Raw genomic sequence first — 24,381 nt, forward strand, 5'->3', positions numbered from 1 at the left:
AATATCATTATATCCATATATAATAGGCAATAGTATATACTCCCCTCCCCTTACATGATTAATTATAAATACATACTCCCCTCATATAATCTAGACTTTATGTCTAGATAACTTATGTCTTTGCACACACAATCCTAAATGGTTGAAGAATCTAATATAGCATATTATATTAGATTTTTCTCTATTTGTAGAGATTAATTTTTTAACTTATTTGGGGTTTATAATCTTATCTATTCTCCCTTTAATTGTTCTATCTCATCTATTATCTTTATGAACTCTTTATCCTTATTGATAGCATTAAATTTTCTATCATTTAGTATAAAGTATAGGTTTTCATACAAATTGGCTTTTATAGGATATTCACTTTGTTCTAATTCATTAAAACACCATAATTGATTAAATTGGTCTATATTTTCCTGATTATATTTTCTGTAGGATTCAATTAATCTATTAAGCATTTCAATGACCTTATGATTTTTACCTATCTCCACATATAATTGTGCTAGTTGAAGATATTCAATCAACAGGAAAACCGTTTCATTATTATCAGCAGTAAATAAATTTCTCATATCCAAACTCAGTTTAAAATATTTCTCAGCAATATCATAATTTTTCTCTTTCTGATAAATATTTCCTAAGCTTATGCACACAAGTGTTATTTCATTAATATCTTTAAATAACTTACCTTGTAATAGTTTTCTAGCTTCATCATATTTCTTATGTTTTATATATATACTAGCTAGAATATCATTTGGGTCACATTGTTTATTAGGAATCCTATTAAGCATTTCTATTGCTTTATCGTCTCTACCTAATGATGAGTATACACTTGCTAGACTATATAAAGAAATCTCAACCAGCTGTTTATCATTACAATTGGTGATTATTTCTTCATATAGCATCGCTGCTTTTTCAATAATATCAGTACAACTCTTTTCATTACCTGCTTTCCAAGAATACAAAGTATATAGAAACGCAATTCTACTTTTTTAAAAATAACTTAATGAATACTTTTTCAAATAATCATTAGTCCTATCAACAGCTACATCAAAATCAGAGTTATTAAAGAGTTCATTACACTCAAAGTAGATCTCTTTGACCTTTTCTTCACTTACACGAACTCTATAATTCAGTAAATAATCTATCGTTATATTAAAAAATGTAGCTAACACTGGTAATAATGTTATATCTGGATATGAATTACCACTCTCCCACTTGGATATAGCAGCTGTAGATACTCCAATAAAATTTGCAAGTTGTTCTTGAGTCATAGATTTTTCTTTTCTTAATTGATATATAACTTCACCTATTTTTATTTTCTTCATTATTTACACCCCATAGTTATTTCGGTAAATCTAGTATACAATGTAAATGGAAAAATACCAATAGAAGTGTAGTTAAATTAAATGCATTATTGTTAACTATTGGTTTAATTTCTGATTAGTTCTTTTTATGATTGTCTTATTATTTGGATTTCAACCTTTTTAACTTTAAATTGCTTAATATGACCATAATCGCTATGATAATCGCCAAAGGCCATAGGTTGCCAAAATTAAAACCGTCATCCCTCATCATTTCATATCCCCAAGTCGCTGGGAATATTTTACCCACATTCTTAAAAAAATCAGGTAGTAAATCAGTAGGAAACATAATCCCCGACAGCATCATAGATGGTAAAAATATCACTTGTGAAATCATGGTAAGTTTTGCTTGGTTTTTTACCCATAATCCCAATACACTACCAATACTTAATGATACCGCAATAAAAATCGCCAGTGAACAAAAATACAATGGTAGACTTGCCGGTAGTGTTGCGTCAAAAGCAATGGGGGCAACAATATATATTATCATACACATAATCAGTAGATGAATGAACGCTGATAAAAACATCGTAATCAAGCCAAGATGTAACGAAACCCCATTTGCCTTATATACTTTCTTTATATCACTTCCATATATCTCTATAATGGAAGGAGGTAAACCCAATAGCGCTCCAGTTGATACGCCCAGCACAGTCATGGATTGTATAAGCGTATACTTGGCCTCAGGGTCTATAGATGAAAATATTTCACCCATTACAGCAAAGAATAAAAGAGGAACCAGATAACAAGTAATCAATAGTGATTTGCTACGTATATCTAGTTTCCATTGTAATAATACTCCATACAAAAATGCACTCATTACCCATTCCCCCTTGCTACATCAATGAAATGCTGTTCAAGTGTTCCCCTGTCTATCTTAATATCCAACACTGCAACTCCCCGTCGCTTGAAATCTTCAAGCAAAGTTAACATAGTATCACTAATATTATCAGAATCAAATTTTTCATCGCCTTGTTCGGTTTTAATGTTAATGGTATATCGTTTGCCTATTTTCGAAGTCAATTCTTCTACAGTACCCAAAAAAACGATTTCTCCATCATTAAGAATCGCAATACGGTCACATAGACTTTCCACCTCTGCCATATCGTGACTGGCTAAGATAATTGTCTTTCCCTGGACTTTCAGTTTACGGATATGGTCATGTAGGGATATTCTACCTTCAACATCAAGTCCGGCTGTGGGCTCGTCAAGGAACACAATATCAGGGTCGTTTATTAAGGCAAGAGCAAGGTGTAAACGCCGTTTTTGTCCCATTGACATTTCTTGGTATGAATTTTTCTTTAGCTTATTAATTCCAAGAGCATCAAGCATAGAATAATCTATTTTGGCTTTATTCCATTTTGCAAATAACTGCACTGCTTCCATGGGTTTGATATGTGCTGGGAGAGATGTTGATTGCAGTTGAATACCCATACGACCATTGACGATGATATTGCCACTTTCATACTTTCTTAATTTCTCTATACACTCAAGTGCTGTAGTTTTACCAGCTCCATTTACTCCTAGCAATGCGAAGATTTCACCTTTTATAACATTGAAACTTAATCCTTTCAGTACAGTATGATCGCCATAACTTTTCCTTAACCTATCAATCTGTATGGCGTAGCTCATTTTGCTCCCTCCTCTAAGGGATTATAATCCAATGTGGTAAAATATGCTCCCAGAGCCTTTTCAATGAAATCGTTGGCAATTGCTTGTTTTTGTTTCCATTCATTGTCTTTTCCATTAAAATTTTCTATTAGATTAGTCAGTATACTCATATCCCCTCCAGTGAATTCCATAATCATTTCCCAAAATTCTTTGGCAAGAGTTTGCCCTTTCTCACTTTCTGGTAACACCCCTTCTTTTTGAAGCCGTATCACTTTATCTAGTATACTTGTAAAATTATCTATCATCGCCAAACCGCTATCCTTATCGAAATGATTTCTACAGTAATCAAGAATATTATCATCAAAATGCTTAATAAGCCAGTAGAACTTATTTTTCATTTGCAGATTTACTATGATATCAGCATACTTCTTGAAATCCACCGAATGCATTTGCAATACTTCTGCTTGCAATGATTCTATTTGTTTTAAGGATTCTGTTAGAGTTTCTATCTTTTCCCGTATAGTGGTGGATTGTTCAGTAAGCGCTTTAGCAACATCTTCGGGAGTATCAAGAGAGGTCAGGTTATTCTTTATATCATTCAATGAAAACCCAAGATGTTTCAATGACAGGATCTGATGTAGTTTAATCACATCCTTATGGGTATAGAGCCTACGTCCTCCTTCACTCTCTAAGGATGGAATAAGCAAACCTTCTTTATGGTAATATTGCAAGGTACGGACAGTAACATCCATTTTCTTTGCCACCTCACCAACCGTCATATATCCTTCTGGTATCGCTTTATATTTTTCCATGTTACACCTCCTATCTATATTATAATTCATTACGTTACGTCATGAACAAGATGTTTTTTATAATTTTATTAATATGTGATAGTTAATACAAATTATAATCTAGTTATTATTATATGTTTTGTTCTCTTTCTTACTCTTGCAATACACATCAGCAACCTCATTTTAGGCGCAACATTTCTATAACTATTTTCTAGTATATAGTGTAATTGGGAAAATACCAATAGATTTACTATTTTAGTAAATAAAAAGAGGCTAAGCCTCATAAAAGATTTCAAGGAAAATAGAAAGTAGAACTTTCCTATATTATCAAAAAAAATAGAGAATAGTAATCTCTATTCTCTACTTCAAATATTATCAATATCTCATTATCATCTTTTTTATATTATGACCAAAAAGACTCCACCAGTAATCCACTCAATTTCAAGTAATTACTATAACATTCTTTATATAATTCTACTCTTTCCTTAATTGGTTCATAAGTTTTTTGTATCTTGACTGTTCTACTTACAGCATCATCAAAATCCTTGTATAACCCTACTCCGACTCCTGCAAGAACAGCAGCTCCTAGAGTAGTCGCATGATCTGAATAAGGTACATTAATCACCCTATCAGTTATATCAGCTTTCAATTGTGTCCATACATTACTATTAGCACTTCCACCTACACTTGATAAACTTGCCACTTTTACTCCTGCTTCTTCAGCAGTTTCCAAGTTGTGATTAAGAGCATAGGCTACACCTTCCATTGTACTTCTTATCATATGAGCTCTTGTCTTGTCGAAAGACAATCCATAATAAACTCCTTTTGCCTTACTGTTCCAAAGAGGTGACCTTTCTCCTTTCATGTAAGGCAAATATATGATACCTTCACTTCCAGGAGTTATTTTTTCCGCTTCTTCACTCATTATCGCAAAAGGACTACTATCTATCCTACTTGCTTCTTCCTGCTCTTTATGACCGAATTCTCTGTTGAACCAATTGAGGGTTCCACCACCACCAGTGGTGCCTCCCTGTAATAGCCACATATCTGGTACAACATGATATCCTAATATCAATTTAGGGTGAACTACAGGTTTACTAAGTGCAATACTCATTCCTCCTGCTTGACCGCCTTGTTCTTGAGTCTGTCCTTCGTTGATGACTCCAGCACCAAGAGTACAGCAAGCAGCATCTAGACCTCCTGCAACTACAGGTGTTGATATTTTCAGTCCTGTTGATTTTGCAACTTCTTCAGTTACATATCCAACAATTTCATGGCTATGCATTATAGGTGCCATCATGTCTATTGATAACCCTAGCTTATCAGCTATCTCCACATTCCATTCACCATTTTTTATATCAAAGAAATGGAATCCATAACACTGTGAATAATCTTGAGACAATTCATTGGTTAACTTATAAGCTATATAAGCATTACTTTGCAAGAATTTATAAGTCTTATCATATACATCCCTCATATTCTCCTTAAACCATAACATCTTAGGAGTTATATAAGCAGGATCTACAGGATTACCACTTACTTCTATTATTCTCTCTTCACCTATTGTGCTTTTCATCCATTGTGCCTGTTCATCAGCTCTTCTATCCAGCCATATCATCGCTCTTGTAAGAACATTACCAGATTCATCAATAGGAATACACGCCCAAGATGTACCATCAATACCAATTCCTTTGATGTCTTCAGGATTGATATGATCTTCATCCAGCATCTCAGAAATTCCTTCTGTAATTACCTGCCACCATTCATCAGGATCCTGCTCAACAAATCCTTCCTGTGGATAATACGTAATATAACTCTTAGTTAAACTACTGACTACTCTGCCGTCAACATCAAAAATAGTCATTTTACATCCAGAAGTACCCTGGTCAATTGCTAATAATAAATCCATTAAACAACAACACCTTTTTTAAGTATAATATTAGCATATAATGAAGTTTCACCAGTTGCTACTACTGCATAAGCTTTCTTGGCTCTCTCATAAAACGCAAATCTTTCCTCATGACAGATTTTCTTGTCTCCCTCTTTCTCTTTAATGATTGCCTTATATTTATCCCATATCTCTGGAACATAAGAATCACCCTTGACAACTTCCATAAGAGCAATAGGTTCATCAACATATATATCAAGTGGCATCAACTCAAGAATCGCCTCTAACACTTCAGGAACTCCCTGTCCATCAAGCCTTACTAATCTTTGTGCCATTGAAGCCCCTGGGAAATTACCATCAGAAATAACAATCTCATCCCCATGTCCCATCTCCATCAATATCTTCAACAACTCCGGTGATAAAATACTTGGAATATTCTTTAACATCTTAATCCATCCTCTCCCTAATATATTTCTACAATATATAATTTTTAATATAATATAATTTTTTGTTATTTATTGTAAATACTATTTACCTCTCTATATATCGGTAAAAATAAAAATCCACTTATTCTCTAATCATATTTTCTATTTATATTTTATTACAGATTAGTTTAATACTAAATGATTACAATATACTCACTAACTATCTTTCAATCCACTCAACTTCCGTCTTGCAAAACCAAAGGGTAAAGTGTTAGAATCACGCAGACCGACCGCTTCTCAGGGTAAGGCAAGTGATTCTAACACTTTACCCTTACCCTTTTACAAAATCAACTCAAACCTTCTCTACCTTAACTTGACCAAAATACTCATCAACCAATTCTCTCTCAACATAACCAGTCTGAGTAAACTGCGTATTAGCAGTCCCACAAGCTATACCCATCTTAATCATATCAATCTGACTGAAATCCCTAGCCAATCCAATAGCACATCCAGCCACGAAAGAATCACCAGAACCAACAGTATTCACTACATCAACAGGAGGAATAGTAAACTTATATACTCCATCGTCTAGTCCAGCGATACATCCATCTTTACCTCTACTGATAATAGGCAACTTAATACCCATCTCTCTGAAATACTCTATAGCCTTAACCAATCCCTCAACAGAATTAACATCTCCATCATAAACTTGTCTTATCTCATCAGCATTAGGTTTAACTATATATGGTAGAGCTTTCATACCTTCAATAAATGCTTTTGAACTAGTATCAAGTATTACTTTCTTATCATGTTTTTTAGCAGTATCTATAAGTAATGAATAGAAGTCTACTGGCAAACCTTTTGGCAAACTACCTGAAATAGTAACGACTTTTACATCACTGAGCATTGCCTCATATTCTTCTATGAACCTATCTGCCTCAGCTTTATCTATGATAGGTCCTGACTCTAACACTTCAGTACTTGTTTGATTGACTGTATCTGATACATTAATACATATTCTTGTTTCTCCACTAATATTGATAAATCTACTATCTATACCCAACTTCTTGACTTCATTATCAATAAAATCTCCATTAGGACCTCCTAATACCCCTGTTGCAGCTACATTTTCACCCATTAGCTTAGCAACACGAGCTACATTAAGACCTTTACCTCCTGCAGAAGCAACCGTCCTACTAGGACGGTGTACCTCTCCAAGTTTGTAATTATCGACTATATAGATTTTATCAATAGCTGGATTCATTGTAATCGTAAGAATCATAATTACACCTCTAAAATTCGTCAGCTAGACCATTAGAACCACAAAGTCTGATTTTCGCTTTTACCACTTCTTTAACAGCTTCTCTTGCAGCTCCCATATAATTTCTTGGATCGTTTTCATCTTTGTTCTTATCAAATGTATCAACTATTGCTTTTGCCATTGGATTCTTTAATTCTGTAGCTATGTTGATTTTGGCGATTCCTCTTCTTATAGCTTCTCTAATACTTTCATCTGGTACACCAGAAGCACCATGTAGAACAAGAGGTACATCTACTATGGCTTCAATTGCAGATAACCTTTCAAAATCAAGCTTTGGTTCACCTTTGTACATACCATGTGCTGTTCCTATAGCAATGGCTAATGTATCAATACCTGTATCTTCAACGAATTTTTTTGCTTCTGATGGAATTGTCAAAGCTGCTTCATCACTGTTGACGAACATATCATCTTCAACTCCACCTATTCTACCGATTTCGCCTTCAACTTGCATACCTACAGCATGAGTCATTTCTGTAACACGTTTGACTAATTTTACATTCTCATCATATTCAAGATTAGCTCCATCAATCATTACAGATGTATAGTTGTTTCTTATACATTCTACAATAGTATTAAAAGAAGGGCAATGGTCTACATGAAGTGCAACTGGTATATCATACATTTCTGCTGCCTTTTTGACTATAACACCTATGTATTCAATACCAGCATGTTTTAATGTTCCAGGTGTGGTTTGAATAATAACAGGAGCACGTTCTTCACTAGCACCTTCAATAACAGCTTGAATAGTTTCTAGATTATGGATGTTAAAAGCAGCAATAGCGGCTTTCTTTTCTTTAGCTTTCTTAATTAATTCTAGTGAACTTACTAATGGCATGATTTTTCCTCCTAATTTATAATGTCATCATTACTTTTCCTGATACTTTTTTAGCTTCGATATCTTCGAATGCTTTACCGATATCTTCAATATCTATAGTTCTGTCTATTAACTTCTCTACTTGAATCTGACCTGTTCCAAGATAGTTAGCTCCTAGAGTCCATTCTTTTCCTGGGAAAGGTGCGGAATATGACATCCAAGAACCTTTTACTGTCAATTCTTTTCTATTCATACATTCGAACTGCTTTGGTTTTATAGTGAATTCCGTGTGAGGTGTACCGATATACATTACACTTCCTTTATTGCCAGCAATCTCTAAGCAAAGTAATTCAGTAAATGGAACTCCTGCTGTTTCAAGAACCATTTCATAGCCTTTTCCATTTGTGATTTCTTTTACTCTCTCATTTATGTCATCATTCAATGTATTGATTACATGGTCAGCTCCTAATTCTTTTGCGATATTCAGCCTTGCATCATCAATATCGAATACTGTGATATCTTTTGCACCCATGATTTTCGCACATTGTAGAGTCAGCAAACCGATAGTTCCCATACCTGTTATCGCCACACTAGTCATTGGTTTGAAATCCATAACTAGGAGACCATGCAAAGCTACAGTAATTGGCTCAAGGAAAGCTCCTTGAACATATGAAACTTCATCAGGTAATTTGACAATATTAGTTTCTGGTGCTTTTACATATTCAGCCCAAGCTCCATATTCTCTTGAACCTATGAAACTATAATTTTTGCATAATGCATGATTACCGCTCTTACAATCTTCACACTCATGACAAGGTTTTAATGGTGCTACTGATACTTTGTCATTAACCTTTACACTAGTGACATTTTTACCTACTTCCACTACTTCACCTGAAAATTCATGACCAAACACATTAGGATAATAGTGAGAAGCAGTCCCTAGTACTCTAGGTATATCTGATCCGCAAACTCCTGAAGCTTTTACGTTAATTAGAACTTCATTATCATTAATCGTAGGTTTTTCAATATTTTCTACTCTAATATCTTTTTGTCCATATAATACAGCCGCTTTCATGGATTAAGTCCTCCTTTATTGTTCTATGTTGCCATCTAGGTCCCATAAGTCTTCCCATGTTTGATTATCTTTCCATAAGAAAACTTGACCTTTGATTAAACGACAATTCTTATCAATCTTACTAATAGCTTCCATCTCTTCATCAGTTAATGGATTTTCTGTTACACATTTTATGTTACTTAAAAATTCGTTTCTTCTTACTGAAAATGGAATAGGCACTTGACCTCTTTGTACTGCCCATTTGATACATACAACTGCTGGATGAACTCCAAGTCTTTTTGCTGCTGCTACGATTACTGGATCTTCTATATCAACAGTATCTTTTTCAGTTTTATCTCTATCTGGACGAGTTGGTGAACCGATAGGACAGAAACCGATAGGTTGGATATCATTCTTCAAACAGAACTCAAAAAATTCTTGTTGTTGAAAATGTGGATGTTGTTCCATTTCATTAACTGCTGGTTTGATTCTTGCATCTCTTAGGAGTAATTCCATTTTCGCTTGAGTCATATTTGAAGTACCGATATTTTTTACAAGTCCCATGTCTACTAATCTTTCCATTTGTCTCCATGTTTTCATGAATTCTTCATGAATATATGGACGTGCATTTTCACTTCTTGAATCAACAGAACAACCTGGTGCATGATAATTAGGGAATGGCCAGTGAATTAAATATAGATCTAAGTATTCAAGTTTCAGGTCTTTCAATGTCTGTGCTACTGATAATAGAACATCTCCATCACCATGCATATCATTCCATACTTTTGAATTAATCCATAAATCTTCTCTTTTAACACCATTTTTCATAGCTATTTCAAAAGCTTCTCCGATTTCTTTTTCGTTCTCATATACTGATGCACAGTCTATGTGTCTATATCCAACTGAAATTGCTCCCAAAACCGCATCGGATATTTCATCTGCTGTAAATCTGTCAGAACCGAATGTACCAAGACCTATTGCTGGCATTTCATCTCCAGTACGTAATTTTTTCTTAGGAATTATATTAGGATCTACTCCATCTAATGCAATTTGAAAATTAGTTCTTAAGTTTTCCATTTGACATTTCTCCTTTTTTATTTATATTAATTTTAAATATTACTTTAATTTATTAGCTCATCGTTTAGTTGTAGTTTATATATGTTATAGCTAAACGTTTAGCTCAAGATCAAATTAATATCAACCAATATTTATAAATTGGTCGATACTGATTCTTTTATATGAACTTTTGTCTTCAATCTATAAGTTGAAGGAAAATCTGAATAATCGTCATTTAGTCTTCTAAGCATAAGGTTAGCGGCAGTTTCACCAATCTCTTTCATTGGTTGTTCAACAATAGATAATGGTGGTCTCACTATTCTAGCCATTTGAATATTATCAAAACCAATCAAAGACAACTCATCTGGAATAGTGATATCAAGGTCATTAACTGCCATGATTGTACCTATGGTCATTTCATAATTGGTAACCAATACAGCTGTAGGTCTATCATCCATGTTCCAAAGGTCAATGAAAGCTTTATGACCGCTAACTACAGTATAATCTGCATTCTTGATCAGATTCTCATCTATATCTAAATCATAATCTTCGTGAACCCTTATATAACCTTTTCTTCTTTCATCTGCAGTATAAGTATTTTCTGGTCCACATATAATTCCTATTCGCTTATGTTTTCTTATAATCAATTCCTCTACAGCTTGATATGAAGCATTTAGATTATCTGCTATGACTATGTCACAATCCAATCCTTTTATCATTCTATCTAGTAGAATAATAGGAATCTTCTTATCCAATAATTCCTGAATATGCTCTTTTTCTCCGCTATAGCTAACCATAATTATACCATCAACATGTTTGTTCAATAGAAATTCAAGTTTATTGTTTTCTAATTCTTTATCTTCCTTAAAATCACATATTATCGTTCCATACCCTTTTTCTTGTAGAATGCCTTCAATAATTGATACTATTGAAGTAAAAAATATATTTTCCAAGGAAGGTAGTAGTACGCCTATTGTCATGGTTTTATTTGTCTTAAGTCCTCTGGCCATTTCATTTCTTTTATAATCTAAAACATCTATAGCCTCTTGAATTATTTTCTTGTTTTCATCCAATACATTTCCACCGTTAATGTACTTAGATATTGTTGCTATAGATAGTCCTGTGTATTTTGCTACGTCTTTAATAGTTGAAATACTATACACCTCCATCGCGAAACGTTTCGTTTGATATTATTATAACATAGATTTTCATATATACAAGTATTTTTTATTCTTTTATTCACATTTTGAACTTATATATTAACATAATACTGGATTAAAAAGGTCAACTAGTAATTTCATTGATAATAATATAAAAAATAAATTAATTTATGAATTTACATAAGAAATTAAATTTTTAATAAAAAAGACTTTTCTTTTTAATATAATTTTAATATAATCTAATTGATTACCAATTTTATTTAACTTTTATACTAATAATATTCTTAAAAATATTTTTAATTACTTAACTCAACTTTTCCTCCTTTAATTTGATGCAGGTAAATAAAGGATTATAGTTTAGTTTGCACAATAAAAAGATATAAGAATTATTCAGTAAGACCTTATCATTATCTAACCTGCATATACTGAAGCGGGAAAGTTGAATACTTAATAAAACGGGGAGTGGTTTAATGTTCAATCTTGATGATTGTGTTGCATTTATAACTAATAATGCTTCTAAGCAAATGGAAAATTATTTTAATGACAGATTAGTTCAGTTAGGTAGTACTAGGGTTCAATGGATTGCCTTATATTATCTAGGGAAAAACAAATCTATAAGTCAAGTTGAACTAGCAAAAAAAATGAATATCAAAAGTTCTACAGTCGTAAGGCTTGTTGATAGAATGGAAAGAGATGGTTATGTCAAAAGAGTCAAAGATGCTAATGACCGAAGAATAACCAGTCTTGAATTAACTAACGCTGGTATTAATCTAAGAAAGCAATTACTTCCAGAAGGTGAAAAAGCTAGTAACGTCTTTTCTAAAGATATTACTGAAGAGGAGCTTGAAATTTTCATACATGTTTTAAAAAAAATGGTAGATAATATTAATGAATAGGATATAATCAAAATTTTTTTGCTGTTGTTATCAATTTTCAATATTGATATGCAAAATAATATGTGCTATACTAATCATTGCATAGACAATTAATCTACTAGGAGGTAATACAATGGAAAAAGACCCAAGACAAATGCTAAATGATTTTATGTCAGGATTAGAAGATTTAGGAAAGACAAATGAAGCTCATATAGGCTCATTCATGAACCTATTAGGTACTGCATATGAACCTGGTGCTCTTGATACAAAAACAAAAGAGTTGATGAGTGTAGCAATAGGTGCTTATAATCGTTGTGAATATTGTATAGTATTCCATGTATATAAAGCACTTGAAGCTGGAGCAACACGTGAAGAAATATTAGAATCAGCTATGGTTGCAGTTGCATTTGGTGGAGGTCCATCTATGGCTTATACTGTAACATTATTAAAGAAATCCATTGATACATTTGAAGAAGATTTCAAATAAATTGAATCTTACTACGGGCTGCTAGTCAGCCCCTTTATAATATAAATCTTATTGTAAGTTAGGAGAATATTATGGATATTGAAGTTAAATTGGATAAACTATCCGGTCATGCAAAAGATGGTAAAATAGGTAAAATTCATAAGACCATAGGTGACCAAGTTACAACAGAAGATATTTTATTTAACATAGAATCTAAAAAAGGTAACATGCCTATAAAAGCATCAACTAACGGCATATTAAAAAACATACTTGTAGAAGAAGGTCAATCAGTTGAAATAGGAACTAGCCTAGCTGTTATTGACGGAGAACCTATAAAAGAAGTTACAAAAGAAAATACAAATAAGAAGAATATTAGTAATGGAGCTAATATCAGTAAAACACCAAAATCTAATTTTAGTTATTTTGGTGGATTATTAAAACCGGAAAAATTGAAATTGCAAAGTGATATTACTATAATTGGTGGGGGTCCAGGTGGATACGTTGCTGCAATTCAAGCAGCTAAATTAGGTGCTAAAGTAATTTTAATAGAAAAAGATAAGGTTGGAGGAACATGTCTTAATTATGGATGTATCCCTACAAAAGCTATAGTAAGATCTTCTGAAGTATATAGAGATCTAAAAAACCACAATGAATATGGTTTGCATGCTGATAATATTTCAGTAGATATGAAAAAAGTTATCGAAAGAAAATCCAATATCGTAGATCAATTAGTTAATGGAATTGAATATTTATTAGATAAGAATAACGTAAAAGTCATAAAAGGTACAGGGAAAATACTTGATGCTAATTCAGTATTCGTTAAAAGCAATAAACAAGAAATTACTGTAACCACTAAAAATATTATAATAGCAACTGGGTCCAAAACATCAATGATACCTATTAAAGGAATAGATCTAGATAATGTTATCACCAGCAAAGAAGCCCTTGAACTTAATGACTTACCAGATAAATTAATTATCGTCGGTGGCGGTATAATCGGAATGGAATTCGCTTTCATATATTCTAGCTTTGGAGTAGATGTTTCAGTTGTTGAATTCCTAGAAAATACTTTACTAGCTTGTGATAAAGATGTATGTGACGAAATCAATTCGATAGCAAAAGATTCAGGCATTAAACTTTATACTAGTTCCAAAGTAGAATCAATCATCAAAAGTGAAGATGGTAAATGCATAGTGTCCTTCACTGAAAATAATACTTCCAAGTTTATTACTGGTGATAAAGTACTTATGGCTGTAGGAAGACAACCTTCATATAAAAATATTGGCCTAGAAAATATAGATATAAAACTTGACAGTAAGACAAGAGGTATTAAAGTCAATAACAAAATGCAGACTAATATACCTAATATATATGCAATCGGGGATGTAACTAACATTATTCAACTGGCACATGTAGCATCTCATCAAGGCATAGTAGCTGTTAAAAACATTCTCGGTATAGAAACTGATATGGATTATACTGTAATACCAAGTGCTATATTTACTAACCCTGAAATTGCTATGGTTGGAGTTAGCGAAAGAACCGCACAGGAAGATGGTCTTGATATAGAAATAGGGAAATTCCCATTTGCAGCTAATGGAAAAGCTCTGACTTTAGGAGAAAGTAATGGTTTTGTTAAAATAATTAAAGAAAAACCAACTGGAAAAATCATTGGTGGCTCTATTATAGGACCTCATGCTACGGATTTAATTGCTGAAATCACACTGGCTATTAAAAACGGATTAACAACCAAAGATGTTATGGAAACTATTCATGCTCATCCAACAACAGCAGAATCCATCCATGAAGCTGTTTTAGCTACTGAAGGTGGTGCTTTACATTTTTCAGAATAACATTAAAATAAGCACTATATGTTCCGACTCCATTGACCCATGGTATAATCTGGCTTTAGAAGAATATTTATTGTACAACATTAATGATAATGAGATTATACTTTATCTATGGCAAAATGAAAATGCAGTTGTTATAGGTAGAAATCAAAATGCATGGAAAGAATGCAAATGTAAAAAGTTAGAGGATAACGGAGGCAAATTAGCAAGGCGATTATCTGGGGGCGGTGCTGTATATCATGATTTAGGTAATCTAAATTTTACTTTTATCATGGATAAAAATTTATATGACCTTGATAAACAGTTAAATGTAATCTTACAGGCTGTTAATAGATTTGGTATCAACGCTGAATTTTCAGGTCGTAATGATTTAACTGTCCAAGGGAAAAAATTTTCTGGTAACGCTTTCTATTTCTTAGATAAAGCTTGTTATCATCACGGTACTATACTTATTGACACAGATTTCAATAAACTTACTGATTACCTTCAAGTCTCTAAAGAGAAAATAAAATCAAAGGGAATTGATTCTGTTAAATCAAGAGTTGTGAATTTGTCAACCCTTAGTAGCGACTTGACTATAAATGGAATGAAAAAGAGTTTATTAGATAGTTTCAAAGATATCTATGGGACTAATTCTGATATACTCAATAAAAATGTTGATTCCAATAAGTTGAAACAGCTATATGATAAATATTCATCATGGGAATGGCGATTCGGTGAATCTCCAAAGTTTGATATTACTTTTGATAAAAGATTTTCATGGGGAGATTTCCAATTAAATCTCAGCCTTAAAAACAGTCGTATTGAAAATGTTAAGATATATTCAGATGCTATGAACAGTCAATTGATACAAGATATTGCTATGAACTTGAAAAACTGTCCTTTTAAAGTAAGTGATATCATTAATTCCATTAATGATATACCTCATGATGAAACAGATGAATCAGTTATTAAGGATATTACTGTTTGGCTTATGGAAGAATTCAATACATTATGATTTGATAGTAAAAGATATGAGATTATAAATATATTACTCATATCTTTTATTTGATTATATGTTTTACAATTAGCTATAATCATTTAGTAAATATGGTAGTTAGAAAATACATACCTATCACTATAGGTCCACCTATTAAAAGTGATAGCATATTTTTTTCTTGGATGGATATTTGTAATAATATTAATAGCATCAAAAAAAATGTGAATTTAAAGAATTTTTTCACATAATTCTTCATTTTGTTATTATCTTCCACTTTGTTTTCATTCTCATTAAATTTATTACTTGGTATGGGGGCTGTTAATTTTTCTTCATCTGATAATGCCTCCAGTAAAAATTCTTTTTTGCATTCTTGACATTGATAGACTAAAGTACCTTTATACAAATCCTCATCATTAAATTCATTCCCTCTTAACTTACTCTTTGCCCTACCTTGATATTCTCTCACTACTCTCTTGGATATATTAGTACTACCGCAATATGGGCATTTTTTCTTCTTTAGTAAATTTTTTAATTCTTTTATGTTAAAAGTATATTCTGTACTTTTCATAATTTATTCCACCTCTTATTTGTAAATTTATATGTATTACCAAGAAACACTGATACTTCCACCGAAACCAAACAGTGCAGCTACTCTTGCTCCAAAATTCATTTTTCTTTTCCCATTTTTATATTCATACATAACATCTAATCCAGCTCCAAAAGCTCCTGCGTAACCTTCTCCAGTTAAAGAAATATCTATTCCAAATATGGAGATTGTAGCTTTTGGTTGTATACTAGCACCAGCTGCAATAGCTTTTCCAGAGAAACCATATCCACTTCTCCCCCATTTCACATCTCCCTTTGCTTCTGCTGTCAAAACTTCTACCTCTCCACTAGCATTACCATATAAATTCTTTGATCCTATGTTACCTGTATTGATTTCAAAGTCCAAAGCTGCTACACCTAAAGTAGCTGATAAATCTATATTATTCTCTTGTAAAACTTTACTATAACCAGCTTCTGCACTAACTGCATAAAGATTCCAATAATCTTTATGCCCCAAATTACAAATATAATAGTTATCTCCCCTATTACCAAAACCATCAGCATGTAAAAAGTCTTCAGTATCTTTATTAACAAAATTATTATTTAATAGAGTAATTTTATCAACCTTATTAAATTCAGTAGAATTATTAAAATTTGTGTATAATAATAATGAATTTTGTGTTTGAGCGTCTAACTTCCCAGTTAAATCTGTTACATATCCTTTTTCATTTAAAAATTTCTGAATTTCATATATTTTTCCCGTTGTTGTATAAGGGCTAAATGATAAATTTTCTTTTAACTCAGGAATAATATTAAAAATCTGATTAATATTATTTTCTATAGCAATATTATACTTTGTTTTTTAGATATCTTCAATATTTGTTTTAATTTTATTATTTACCCCAGACATATTATTAAACGTAGTATCTTGAAAATTCTTTAATAACTTTTGTATTTCTATTTCAGTTTTTTGATATTGATCAATAGCATCTGTCAAAACAAGATGTAATTGTTCAGAGTTATACTCACAATTGTCAAGTTTCTTACTTATTGATATAACATCATAATTAATACCTGCCTTATATCTTATTTCCTTATTTAGCGAATTAATTATATTATTATAACTTCTAATTATATTATCAATTCTAAATGGTATTTGTTTTATTTTATTATTTTCTAATTCAAGATCTTGAACATTCATAAAAATTTCATCCATATAATTCTCCTCCATTATATTATTATATCCAAATTAATATGTACTTCTAATAATGCATATTTATATAATTTATCATAAATAAATTATCTTATAATTTCAAGCATTCCTGATAAAGTGCACGATTTAGAGGATAAAATGCATTGATATTACTTTTTGGTAATAATTACAGACTAATTATATATAATATACACTCATATTTTTGGATACTAGAGAACTAATTCTGATTATATGTTTTAATCCTTTTTATTATATTTCTTTTAACTATTTTATTAAATATAACCTTAGTATATAAACATAAAACAATATTCCCCTTTATTTACTTGCATTAAATTAAAGGTGTGAAAGTTAAGTTCATTATATTAAAAGACAAAAAAATAGAGATATCATCCATACCTCTATTTCCAATATTAATATTATATATATCTATTATGTACTTCAATCAAAAACATCTTTTGCATTATAATTATGTGCATACTGGTTAATCATAATTCTGATTGACTACTCTTTTTTTATTTGTTTGCCAGTATGATCCATATAATAATCATCTTTGATTATCAATTCTGATATAGGTACAATTTCATACCCTTTTTCTTTTAATCCATCTAATATTGGTCTTAATGCTTGTGGTGTATATTTAGCATCATTATGAAATAAAATTATTGAACCTTTCTTTAGGTTTTTGTTATCTAGTACTGTTTTTATTTCATGGTCTACTCCATATTCTTTCCAATCCAGACTATCCTCACGAGTTATGAACTTACAAAGGGTTATAAAACCTTAAACATCAGCAATTCAAGACTTTATACTTTATAGTTTTGACTTAAATTATATACATATAATAAGTAAACTAAAATTCTTCATACAGATCTTGAACATTTATGTTGGTATCTCCCTTAATAAATTTAAGTAAAAATATTGATAACATTTCTGCTTTATTGCTGGATAATAAACGACCTCCACTATCATGAGCTATTTCAATTATAACATTCCAATTTTTAGTGTTAACTATTTCAGTAAGTTCTTTTTCTAAATCAATTATATATTCTTCTATTTCAATTTCTTTAAATTCATTAACAAGATCCTCTATTTCACTATAATCTGCACTCATGTTAAAATAACAGCAAAAAAAATATTCAATTATCATCTTTATTTATCTCCTCAATATTCTTTTTGTCTACTATAAAATACGTTTTATAATTATTTATAATTCATAAGATATTATATATTTGTTAATGATTTATTCAATTCATTTCTAACTATATTTTTACATTCCTCTTCATCTAAAGTACATTTTTCAATACCTAGTAACCTAATTAATATACTCGTAATTTTAGAAAATATAACTTGATTAGAACCATAATCACTATAATTTCCAATATTAAAATTAAGAGTACCACTAGGAATAATGTTTAAATCTTTTAGTACTTTTGTTGCAGTATCTAAAATTGTTGGTGCATACTCACTAGATATGCCACAATATACATTATCAGAAGGAAGTGCAAGTGAATCATTAACACTCCTTATAGAATCACCTGTTATATGTACATTAATCTCTAATTTTTTTGATTCTTTATAGATATACTCTATTCCTAAAAAACCGTAATACCTAGGAGCTACAAATAATTCCAATGCTATATTTTGATTATTCCTAGCATTATTATCACAGCTATCTATAGTTGAACTTAGTGTTTTAACTATTTCATCATTTGATGATGGTAATTTATTTAACCAAACTCTACATTTTTTTAAATTTCCAATGTTATCTATATTTATCATTAATCTAACCCTAACTTTCAATTACAGACACAATTTTCTTTAATTGTATTCTTATCTAATATCTAAATTATATCAGTTTCAATAATTTAATATACAATCACAAAACGCTATCATAACCTTCTACTAATTTATCAACAATATCTTTATCATATTTATCAAGTTGTGTATAACAGTCAAGGTTTTTTTTAATATAACCTAATTTGATAAGTGTTGCCACTGCTAAATGACCACTTGTATATATACCCATTAATACATCTCGTTTATCTTTAAATTCACTTATCTCTATTAATCTTTTCTTAATTCTCTCATTAATATACTTATGTTTAACTATCTCTTTCATTGTATTACTTAGTACAAATGGATTGCTATATTTCAGGAATTCTTCTAATTCTTTTTTTCCATAATTTCCTTCTTTAATTAATTTTATTAATTTTATTAATTTTAAACTAGTCATTATTTTCTTCCTAACATTTTTTTTTTAATAACTCTTGTATTTTCTGACGTTCTTGTCTATAATTTTCCCATAACTGAGAATATACATCTTTTAACCCTTTTTCATCTCCATATTTTCCCTTGTTATATGATATAATTCAATATAAATTTATCAGCTTTTTATGAATTATAGCTTGTTGTTTCAGGTAACGCTTTTTTAGATAGCATAAGCTTTTTAATTTTAGATGCTGATACAAGATACATCATCTGGTCTATTGGTTCAGTTGTTGAACCTAGCTTTTGTACTTCATGGGTTTTTTTGTTTATAGAAAATTCTCCTGTTTCTTTTCCAAGCTTCCCATAAAAATAAATTACTTCTGTAGAGTCTTCCGATTTCTTCCTTATAGATACTGATAGAGCCATTTTCTCACCTACTTTCCAAATACTTCTTCTGACCAATTATATAATTCATTCGCTTTCTCATGAGCTACTTCATATACTACATTATGTTTTTTCATATATCTTAACTCAAATAATTCATGATTAAGTAAAGTTATATCACTTGCTTTTGGTGTACCTTTCATCAATCTATCCCAGGCTTCTGCTTGCCAATAATTAGCATCAAACCTTCTCACAGAACCGTTAGCAAATTTATGTTTTTTAAAGAAAAGATGCTCTTTAATTTTATTTATATCTTCTATACTAAAATCTGTATTATTAGCTATTTTAATAAAATCATCATCCATAGCTCTAAATCCTTTGTACATAGACTCTCCTAAATCTTCAAGTTTAATAAATTCATCTACGCTCATCTTACTTAAAATATCATCAATTGCTCCTGAAGATATTGCCTCATAAGCCGTGTCTATTTTGATTTCTTTAATAATATTTTCCGTATCTTTTAAGAATTCAATCGTTTTATCACTAGCCTTAAGACCATCAACTATTTCATCTGCTTTATCTATATTCTTAATTACATCACTAGATTTACTAACTCCTTTAGCAAGTGTACCCACTTCATCAGCATATTTGAATGCTCCAACTATTGGTATCAAACCAATTAAATCTAATGCAGTTTGTCCAACATGTCCCCAAGACCATTCCCACTTATGGAAATCACATACTATGTCTCTTACATCCATTGGTGCATCTAACCCTAAGATGCCTAGACCTATTTGTCCACCTGTTCCTAATAGTGTAACTTCATCTGTATAATTTCCCATAACAATCTGTTCACCAGAACGTTCTAAATAATCAAACACACTATTCTTCTTAGTATTATCTATTTCATCCCAAGTAAGCAGTTCTTCATCATCATAGGAATTGTTGATTTTTTCATTAGTATTAGCAAAAAAACTAACTAAGTGTTTAATACCAGATTTTAATTTATCACCTATACGTGTGAAAAAGCTCTCTTCTTTTTCATCAGGTAATTCTGGTGGCTTCGTGTAATTATTAAATTCGATAGAATCTCTATAGGTATATGATTGTAATCTTGCTTCAGCTTCTAGATAAGCTTCACATGTTTCAGTTAAAAAATCACAAAACTTATATAACTGCAATTCTATATTATCTAGCTCTTTGTAAAGTATGTTTAGTTCATGATATATATTTTGTCTGCATTTTATGTCATAATCTAATGAATTACTGATTCCAGAAAATCTATTTTTGTTACTCTCAATTGCAGACGCAATCCTCTTTAATTGTATTTCTTTTCTGCTTAATTCCTCTGATTTAACTGAAATTACATACATTATATCACTCCTTTATATTATCATAAGCACTTAATAAATTCTAGAATTAAGTTCAAGTAAATCAAAGTACATATGCATAGTAATATAATAGATACAATTCATATAATTTTCAATAAATCCTGACGAAATGCATATTTTTTGAGATGAAATGCATAAATTAATACATTTTATTACTTTTAAGTAATATTATATAACTCTAAGTTATAATAGTTTTTATATATATCAATATTTTTTACATTATGCTATACTTACATATTAGGAGGGCGAATATAATGTATAAAAAACAGGTTTTTCGTTATAGTTGTTTCGCATTTATCTTTTCATTTATTGTTTTGCTTTTTACACCTTTTATAACAGGTTTTTTGAGTAATTCTATTGACTACACCGAAGCAAACAAATATGGATTAGCTACTGGAGTTATTGCATTTTTTGGAGGTCTTATAAGCTTTCTTATTGCTTACTCCATATATAGACAAGAACATCCAGTACAATATAAAAACAATCTAAATGATTTTGATGATACTGAAAATGATCATGAATAATTAATTCCCTGAGGTTATTGCCTTAGGGTTACTTTTTTACTAAATATTTAAAGAAAAATACATATTCTTACATTAGTTACCTCTATTGATAATATAATAATAAAAAAGAGGTTATTTAATGAATAGGCAAAAATTTGTTGCTATACTATTTTCTATATTATTTCTAATAATAAGTGTTATCCAATTGTTCATTGGAAATTACTTTCCATCGATACTACTCAGTTTTGCTTCACTATGTTTTTTTATAGCTTATAAACTGTTTTAAGTATAGAATACAATCAAAAAATTAAAATTTGATAAGTTATTATAAGGTTCTAGCCTTACATTTCTAATATATAAAATTATTTTATATTATTTCTTTTCGTCTTTTTATGATTCCCTATAATATATATTTTTTGTTTCTCTACAATAACCATTTACAATATTACATATAATATTAAATTTCAACTATTAACTATTAGCAACATAATCAACTTATATTTTTCCAATACATATATACAATAAATTATATAATATGATATAATATGACTAACTATTTACATAGTAATATATGTTAAGGGGTTGATGCTTATTAATGTATCACTAGGTAAAAGAACACGAGAACATGTAAAAATCTATTGGGATAAGATACAAGATGAAGAAACACAAAAAATGTTTCCATTCAGTATTGAGTCCTTAGAAGAATCACTAAAATTATTTGAAAAATCACTAGAGGATGAAGCATCCAGTTATGGCAGAGTTATATATCATGACGATAAATACGTAGGTGACATATGGTGTTATTGCATAGATGAAACAGATGAAAAAATGGCTATGCTAAGTATAGTTATATTTGAAAAAACTGTTTGGGGACAAGGTATCGGATCACAAGCTATTAAAATGTTTATTAAAGAAATCTTTGATAAATATAGCATTGATAAAATAGGAGCTTTTACATATGCCTACAATGACAGGTCTATAAATCTTTTAGAAAAATCTGGTTTTAATAGAATTGAAACTTTTGTAGAAGACGGTATTGAATCTATATATCTTGAATTAAGTAGATAGGTACAATGAATATATCATATATTTATCATAAAATTCTACTATAAATATTAGAAGGGATGATATTATGACATTTGAAAATTTATATAATATAGCTAAAGAAACTCTTAATCCTAGAGACCTCTCCGATACTTCGTGTTGCGGTAGCGTTGCAGCAGCAATAGAAAGTGAAAGTGGTAAAATCTATACCGGAGTATGTATAGATGCCCCTAGTTCTATGGGATTTTGTGCAGAACATTCTGCTATTGCAGCAATGATTACTGCTGGTGAAAATAGGATTGTAAAATGTATTTCAGTATACAGAGATGGTTCAATTTTCCCTCCTTGTGGAAGATGTAGAGAGTTTATTTTTCAGATTCACAAGGATAATTATAAATGCGAAGTAATGGTAGCTAAAGATAAAGTTGTAACTATTAAGGAACTGTTACCTTATCATGATATGAATTAATTCTTGATGAATTTTACATAATAAGAATAAAGGAACTAAATATGAAAGAAAAAGACAGTATATATGATTTTGAAAATATTGAAGAAACTACGAAAAGTAAAAAGAGTGGCAATAGATCAAATATCTTTTTGGGTACATTTTTTTTATTTATTCTAGTAATCATAATTGGGCTAAGTATGGATGATCTTAAATGTCATGACTTAGAAGCTGTTTATGGTGTATTAGTATCTACGCTGTTCTTAGGTGGACTAGGCATTACTCTAATAGTCAATGGCATAAAAAGCTTAAAGAAAATTGAGAGAGAAAAATTAACGGATAAGGATAAAAATTATATTTTAGATCAAATGACAGCATTTAAGAACCTTCAAATTAAAGCTAAAGATATAGAACCTTTATTAACACTAAAAAGCAGAGAATATCTAGCTACTTGTACAATCGAAGTTACTAGTGCTGATGTTAGAAAAATCTTGAAAAAATATCAGAATAAAGATATATCAAATAAGCTTTTATACAATTGGGTAAATATACTATGGTTTGAGGATTGCTATGTTTTTGATACTGTCTGCGAAGGTATCATAAAGGCAATCTGGGATAATTATCAGGAATCAGACACTCTATCTAATGTAAAAATTAGTGATTTTTTGAATAAATTATATATCCTATAATTAACATAAAATTATATACATTCCTTATGTAACCAATAAAAAATCATTTATTCTTATGGATTTGCTGTTTCATTTTTTCATTGTGTTTTTTGAAAATTTCACAAACGAATATAGTATTTTCTCTATCGATTTTTTCTTTTTCTTCTGGAGACATTGAGGGATGGATATTGATAACTTTGTAAGACATTGGTTTCTCCAATACATTATTATTACTTAATGAATTGTATGAAATAATGTTTGTACATAATGCTTATTTTAAGCAACATTAATTTTCTAATTAATATGTTTTTTTATAGTTATTTACATT

The 24,381-nt window shown here is 30.4% G+C and carries 29 protein-coding genes; 8 read left to right on the forward strand and 21 right to left on the reverse strand.

What is annotated here, in order from left to right; genetic code table 11:
- Positions 1 to 230: 230 nt before the first annotated feature.
- The 12 genes from QMG30_RS01865 to QMG30_RS01920 all read right to left on the reverse strand — a co-directional run bounded on the left by QMG30_RS01865 (position 231) and on the right by QMG30_RS01920 (position 11,490).
- Positions 231 to 962, reverse strand: a complete 732-nt coding sequence (locus tag QMG30_RS01865) for a tetratricopeptide repeat protein (protein WP_281811641.1) — start codon at positions 960 to 962, stop codon at positions 231 to 233.
- 27 nt (positions 963 to 989) lie between these two features.
- The gene (locus QMG30_RS01870; RefSeq protein ID WP_281811643.1) at positions 990 to 1,325 is read right to left on the reverse strand and encodes a helix-turn-helix domain-containing protein; all 336 of its coding nucleotides are present in this window, start codon (positions 1,323 to 1,325) and stop codon (positions 990 to 992) included.
- Between the two features lie 139 nt (positions 1,326 to 1,464).
- Positions 1,465 to 2,181, reverse strand: a complete 717-nt coding sequence (locus QMG30_RS01875) for an ABC transporter permease (protein ID WP_281811645.1) — start codon at positions 2,179 to 2,181, stop codon at positions 1,465 to 1,467.
- Entirely contained in the window at positions 2,181 to 2,993 is an 813-nt protein-coding gene (locus QMG30_RS01880; RefSeq protein ID WP_281811647.1) for an ABC transporter ATP-binding protein, read from the reverse strand. The genes QMG30_RS01875 and QMG30_RS01880 overlap by 1 nt, the downstream gene beginning before the upstream one ends.
- Positions 2,990 to 3,784 carry a MerR family transcriptional regulator gene (locus tag QMG30_RS01885; RefSeq protein WP_281813378.1) on the reverse strand — a complete coding sequence of 265 codons (795 nt, stop codon included), beginning with the start codon at positions 3,782 to 3,784 and terminating at the stop codon, positions 2,990 to 2,992. Before QMG30_RS01885 ends, QMG30_RS01880 begins: the two co-directional genes overlap by 4 nt.
- Before the next feature lie 382 nt (positions 3,785 to 4,166).
- Positions 4,167 to 5,672: a xylulokinase gene (locus QMG30_RS01890; RefSeq protein WP_281811649.1), complete on the reverse strand. Its 1,506-nt coding sequence runs from the start codon at positions 5,670 to 5,672 to the stop codon at positions 4,167 to 4,169.
- Positions 5,672 to 6,097 carry an L-fucose mutarotase gene (gene fucU / locus QMG30_RS01895; RefSeq protein ID WP_281811651.1) on the reverse strand — a complete coding sequence of 142 codons (426 nt, stop codon included), beginning with the start codon at positions 6,095 to 6,097 and terminating at the stop codon, positions 5,672 to 5,674. Before fucU ends, QMG30_RS01890 begins: the two co-directional genes overlap by 1 nt.
- A gap of 331 nt (positions 6,098 to 6,428) precedes the next feature.
- A complete protein-coding gene (locus tag QMG30_RS01900) occupies positions 6,429 to 7,358 on the reverse strand; it encodes a 1-phosphofructokinase family hexose kinase (RefSeq protein ID WP_281811653.1) in 930 nt (309 codons plus the stop codon).
- Between the two features lie 10 nt (positions 7,359 to 7,368).
- The gene (locus QMG30_RS01905) at positions 7,369 to 8,232 is read right to left on the reverse strand and encodes a class II fructose-bisphosphate aldolase (RefSeq protein WP_281811655.1); all 864 of its coding nucleotides are present in this window, start codon (positions 8,230 to 8,232) and stop codon (positions 7,369 to 7,371) included.
- A 16-nt stretch (positions 8,233 to 8,248) separates the two neighbouring features.
- Positions 8,249 to 9,286 (reverse strand): galactitol-1-phosphate 5-dehydrogenase, encoded by a 1,038-nt coding sequence (locus QMG30_RS01910; protein WP_281811657.1) that lies wholly within the window; start codon positions 9,284 to 9,286, stop codon positions 8,249 to 8,251.
- Positions 9,287 to 9,301: 15 nt separating this feature from the next.
- Positions 9,302 to 10,342 carry an aldo/keto reductase gene (locus QMG30_RS01915; RefSeq protein WP_281811659.1) on the reverse strand — a complete coding sequence of 347 codons (1,041 nt, stop codon included), beginning with the start codon at positions 10,340 to 10,342 and terminating at the stop codon, positions 9,302 to 9,304.
- A gap of 131 nt (positions 10,343 to 10,473) precedes the next feature.
- On the reverse strand, positions 10,474 to 11,490 hold the full coding sequence (locus tag QMG30_RS01920) for a LacI family DNA-binding transcriptional regulator (protein ID WP_281811661.1): 1,017 nt from the start codon (positions 11,488 to 11,490) through the stop codon (positions 10,474 to 10,476).
- Positions 11,491 to 11,951: 461 nt separating this feature from the next.
- Between QMG30_RS01920 and QMG30_RS01925 the strand changes: the two genes are divergently transcribed.
- The 4 genes from QMG30_RS01925 (at position 11,952) to lplA (ending at position 15,669) form a co-directional block, all read left to right on the forward strand.
- Complete coding sequence (locus QMG30_RS01925) at positions 11,952 to 12,377, forward strand: MarR family winged helix-turn-helix transcriptional regulator (protein ID WP_281811663.1); 426 nt, start codon at positions 11,952 to 11,954, stop codon at positions 12,375 to 12,377.
- Between the two features lie 112 nt (positions 12,378 to 12,489).
- Positions 12,490 to 12,843, forward strand: a complete 354-nt coding sequence (locus QMG30_RS01930; protein WP_281811665.1) for a carboxymuconolactone decarboxylase family protein — start codon at positions 12,490 to 12,492, stop codon at positions 12,841 to 12,843.
- Between the two features lie 71 nt (positions 12,844 to 12,914).
- A complete protein-coding gene (gene lpdA / locus QMG30_RS01935) occupies positions 12,915 to 14,675 on the forward strand; it encodes a dihydrolipoyl dehydrogenase (protein ID WP_281811667.1) in 1,761 nt (586 codons plus the stop codon).
- A complete protein-coding gene (lplA, locus tag QMG30_RS01940; protein ID WP_330680634.1) occupies positions 14,653 to 15,669 on the forward strand; it encodes a lipoate--protein ligase in 1,017 nt (338 codons plus the stop codon). Before lpdA ends, lplA begins: the two co-directional genes overlap by 23 nt.
- A gap of 79 nt (positions 15,670 to 15,748) precedes the next feature.
- Here the strand turns inward: lplA and QMG30_RS01945 are convergent, their stop codons facing one another.
- The 8 genes from QMG30_RS01945 to QMG30_RS01985 form a co-directional block, all read right to left on the reverse strand.
- A complete protein-coding gene (locus tag QMG30_RS01945) occupies positions 15,749 to 16,219 on the reverse strand; it encodes a hypothetical protein (protein WP_281811669.1) in 471 nt (156 codons plus the stop codon).
- A gap of 36 nt (positions 16,220 to 16,255) precedes the next feature.
- On the reverse strand, positions 16,256 to 16,714 hold the full coding sequence (locus QMG30_RS01950; RefSeq protein ID WP_281811671.1) for a hypothetical protein: 459 nt from the start codon (positions 16,712 to 16,714) through the stop codon (positions 16,256 to 16,258).
- Between the two features lie 345 nt (positions 16,715 to 17,059).
- Positions 17,060 to 17,413, reverse strand: a complete 354-nt coding sequence (locus QMG30_RS01955; RefSeq protein ID WP_281811673.1) for a hypothetical protein — start codon at positions 17,411 to 17,413, stop codon at positions 17,060 to 17,062.
- Between the two features lie 847 nt (positions 17,414 to 18,260).
- Entirely contained in the window at positions 18,261 to 18,557 is a 297-nt protein-coding gene (locus QMG30_RS01965) for a hypothetical protein (protein WP_281811675.1), read from the reverse strand.
- A 74-nt stretch (positions 18,558 to 18,631) separates the two neighbouring features.
- Positions 18,632 to 19,189 carry a hypothetical protein gene (locus QMG30_RS01970; protein WP_281811677.1) on the reverse strand — a complete coding sequence of 186 codons (558 nt, stop codon included), beginning with the start codon at positions 19,187 to 19,189 and terminating at the stop codon, positions 18,632 to 18,634.
- Positions 19,190 to 19,286: 97 nt separating this feature from the next.
- Positions 19,287 to 19,643, reverse strand: a complete 357-nt coding sequence (locus tag QMG30_RS01975; RefSeq protein WP_281811679.1) for a hypothetical protein — start codon at positions 19,641 to 19,643, stop codon at positions 19,287 to 19,289.
- Between the two features lie 158 nt (positions 19,644 to 19,801).
- Entirely contained in the window at positions 19,802 to 20,044 is a 243-nt protein-coding gene (locus tag QMG30_RS01980) for a hypothetical protein (protein ID WP_281811681.1), read from the reverse strand.
- 8 nt (positions 20,045 to 20,052) lie between these two features.
- A complete protein-coding gene (locus QMG30_RS01985; RefSeq protein ID WP_281811684.1) occupies positions 20,053 to 21,375 on the reverse strand; it encodes a hypothetical protein in 1,323 nt (440 codons plus the stop codon).
- Between the two features lie 272 nt (positions 21,376 to 21,647).
- Between QMG30_RS01985 and QMG30_RS01990 the strand changes: the two genes are divergently transcribed.
- The 4 genes from QMG30_RS01990 (at position 21,648) to QMG30_RS02005 (ending at position 24,074) form a co-directional block, all read left to right on the forward strand.
- A complete protein-coding gene (locus QMG30_RS01990; RefSeq protein ID WP_281811686.1) occupies positions 21,648 to 21,917 on the forward strand; it encodes a hypothetical protein in 270 nt (89 codons plus the stop codon).
- A 564-nt stretch (positions 21,918 to 22,481) separates the two neighbouring features.
- Positions 22,482 to 22,964: a GNAT family N-acetyltransferase gene (locus QMG30_RS01995; protein ID WP_281811688.1), complete on the forward strand. Its 483-nt coding sequence runs from the start codon at positions 22,482 to 22,484 to the stop codon at positions 22,962 to 22,964.
- 64 nt (positions 22,965 to 23,028) lie between these two features.
- Positions 23,029 to 23,409 (forward strand): cytidine deaminase family protein, encoded by a 381-nt coding sequence (locus tag QMG30_RS02000; RefSeq protein WP_281811690.1) that lies wholly within the window; start codon positions 23,029 to 23,031, stop codon positions 23,407 to 23,409.
- Between the two features lie 41 nt (positions 23,410 to 23,450).
- Positions 23,451 to 24,074: a hypothetical protein gene (locus QMG30_RS02005; protein WP_281811692.1), complete on the forward strand. Its 624-nt coding sequence runs from the start codon at positions 23,451 to 23,453 to the stop codon at positions 24,072 to 24,074.
- A 43-nt stretch (positions 24,075 to 24,117) separates the two neighbouring features.
- Here the strand turns inward: QMG30_RS02005 and QMG30_RS02010 are convergent, their stop codons facing one another.
- Positions 24,118 to 24,261 (reverse strand): hypothetical protein, encoded by a 144-nt coding sequence (locus QMG30_RS02010; RefSeq protein ID WP_281811694.1) that lies wholly within the window; start codon positions 24,259 to 24,261, stop codon positions 24,118 to 24,120.
- Positions 24,262 to 24,381: the final 120 nt, after the last annotated feature.

The organism is Vallitalea longa, assembly GCF_027923465.1.
Lineage (GTDB): Bacteria > Bacillota > Clostridia > Lachnospirales > Vallitaleaceae > Vallitalea > Vallitalea longa.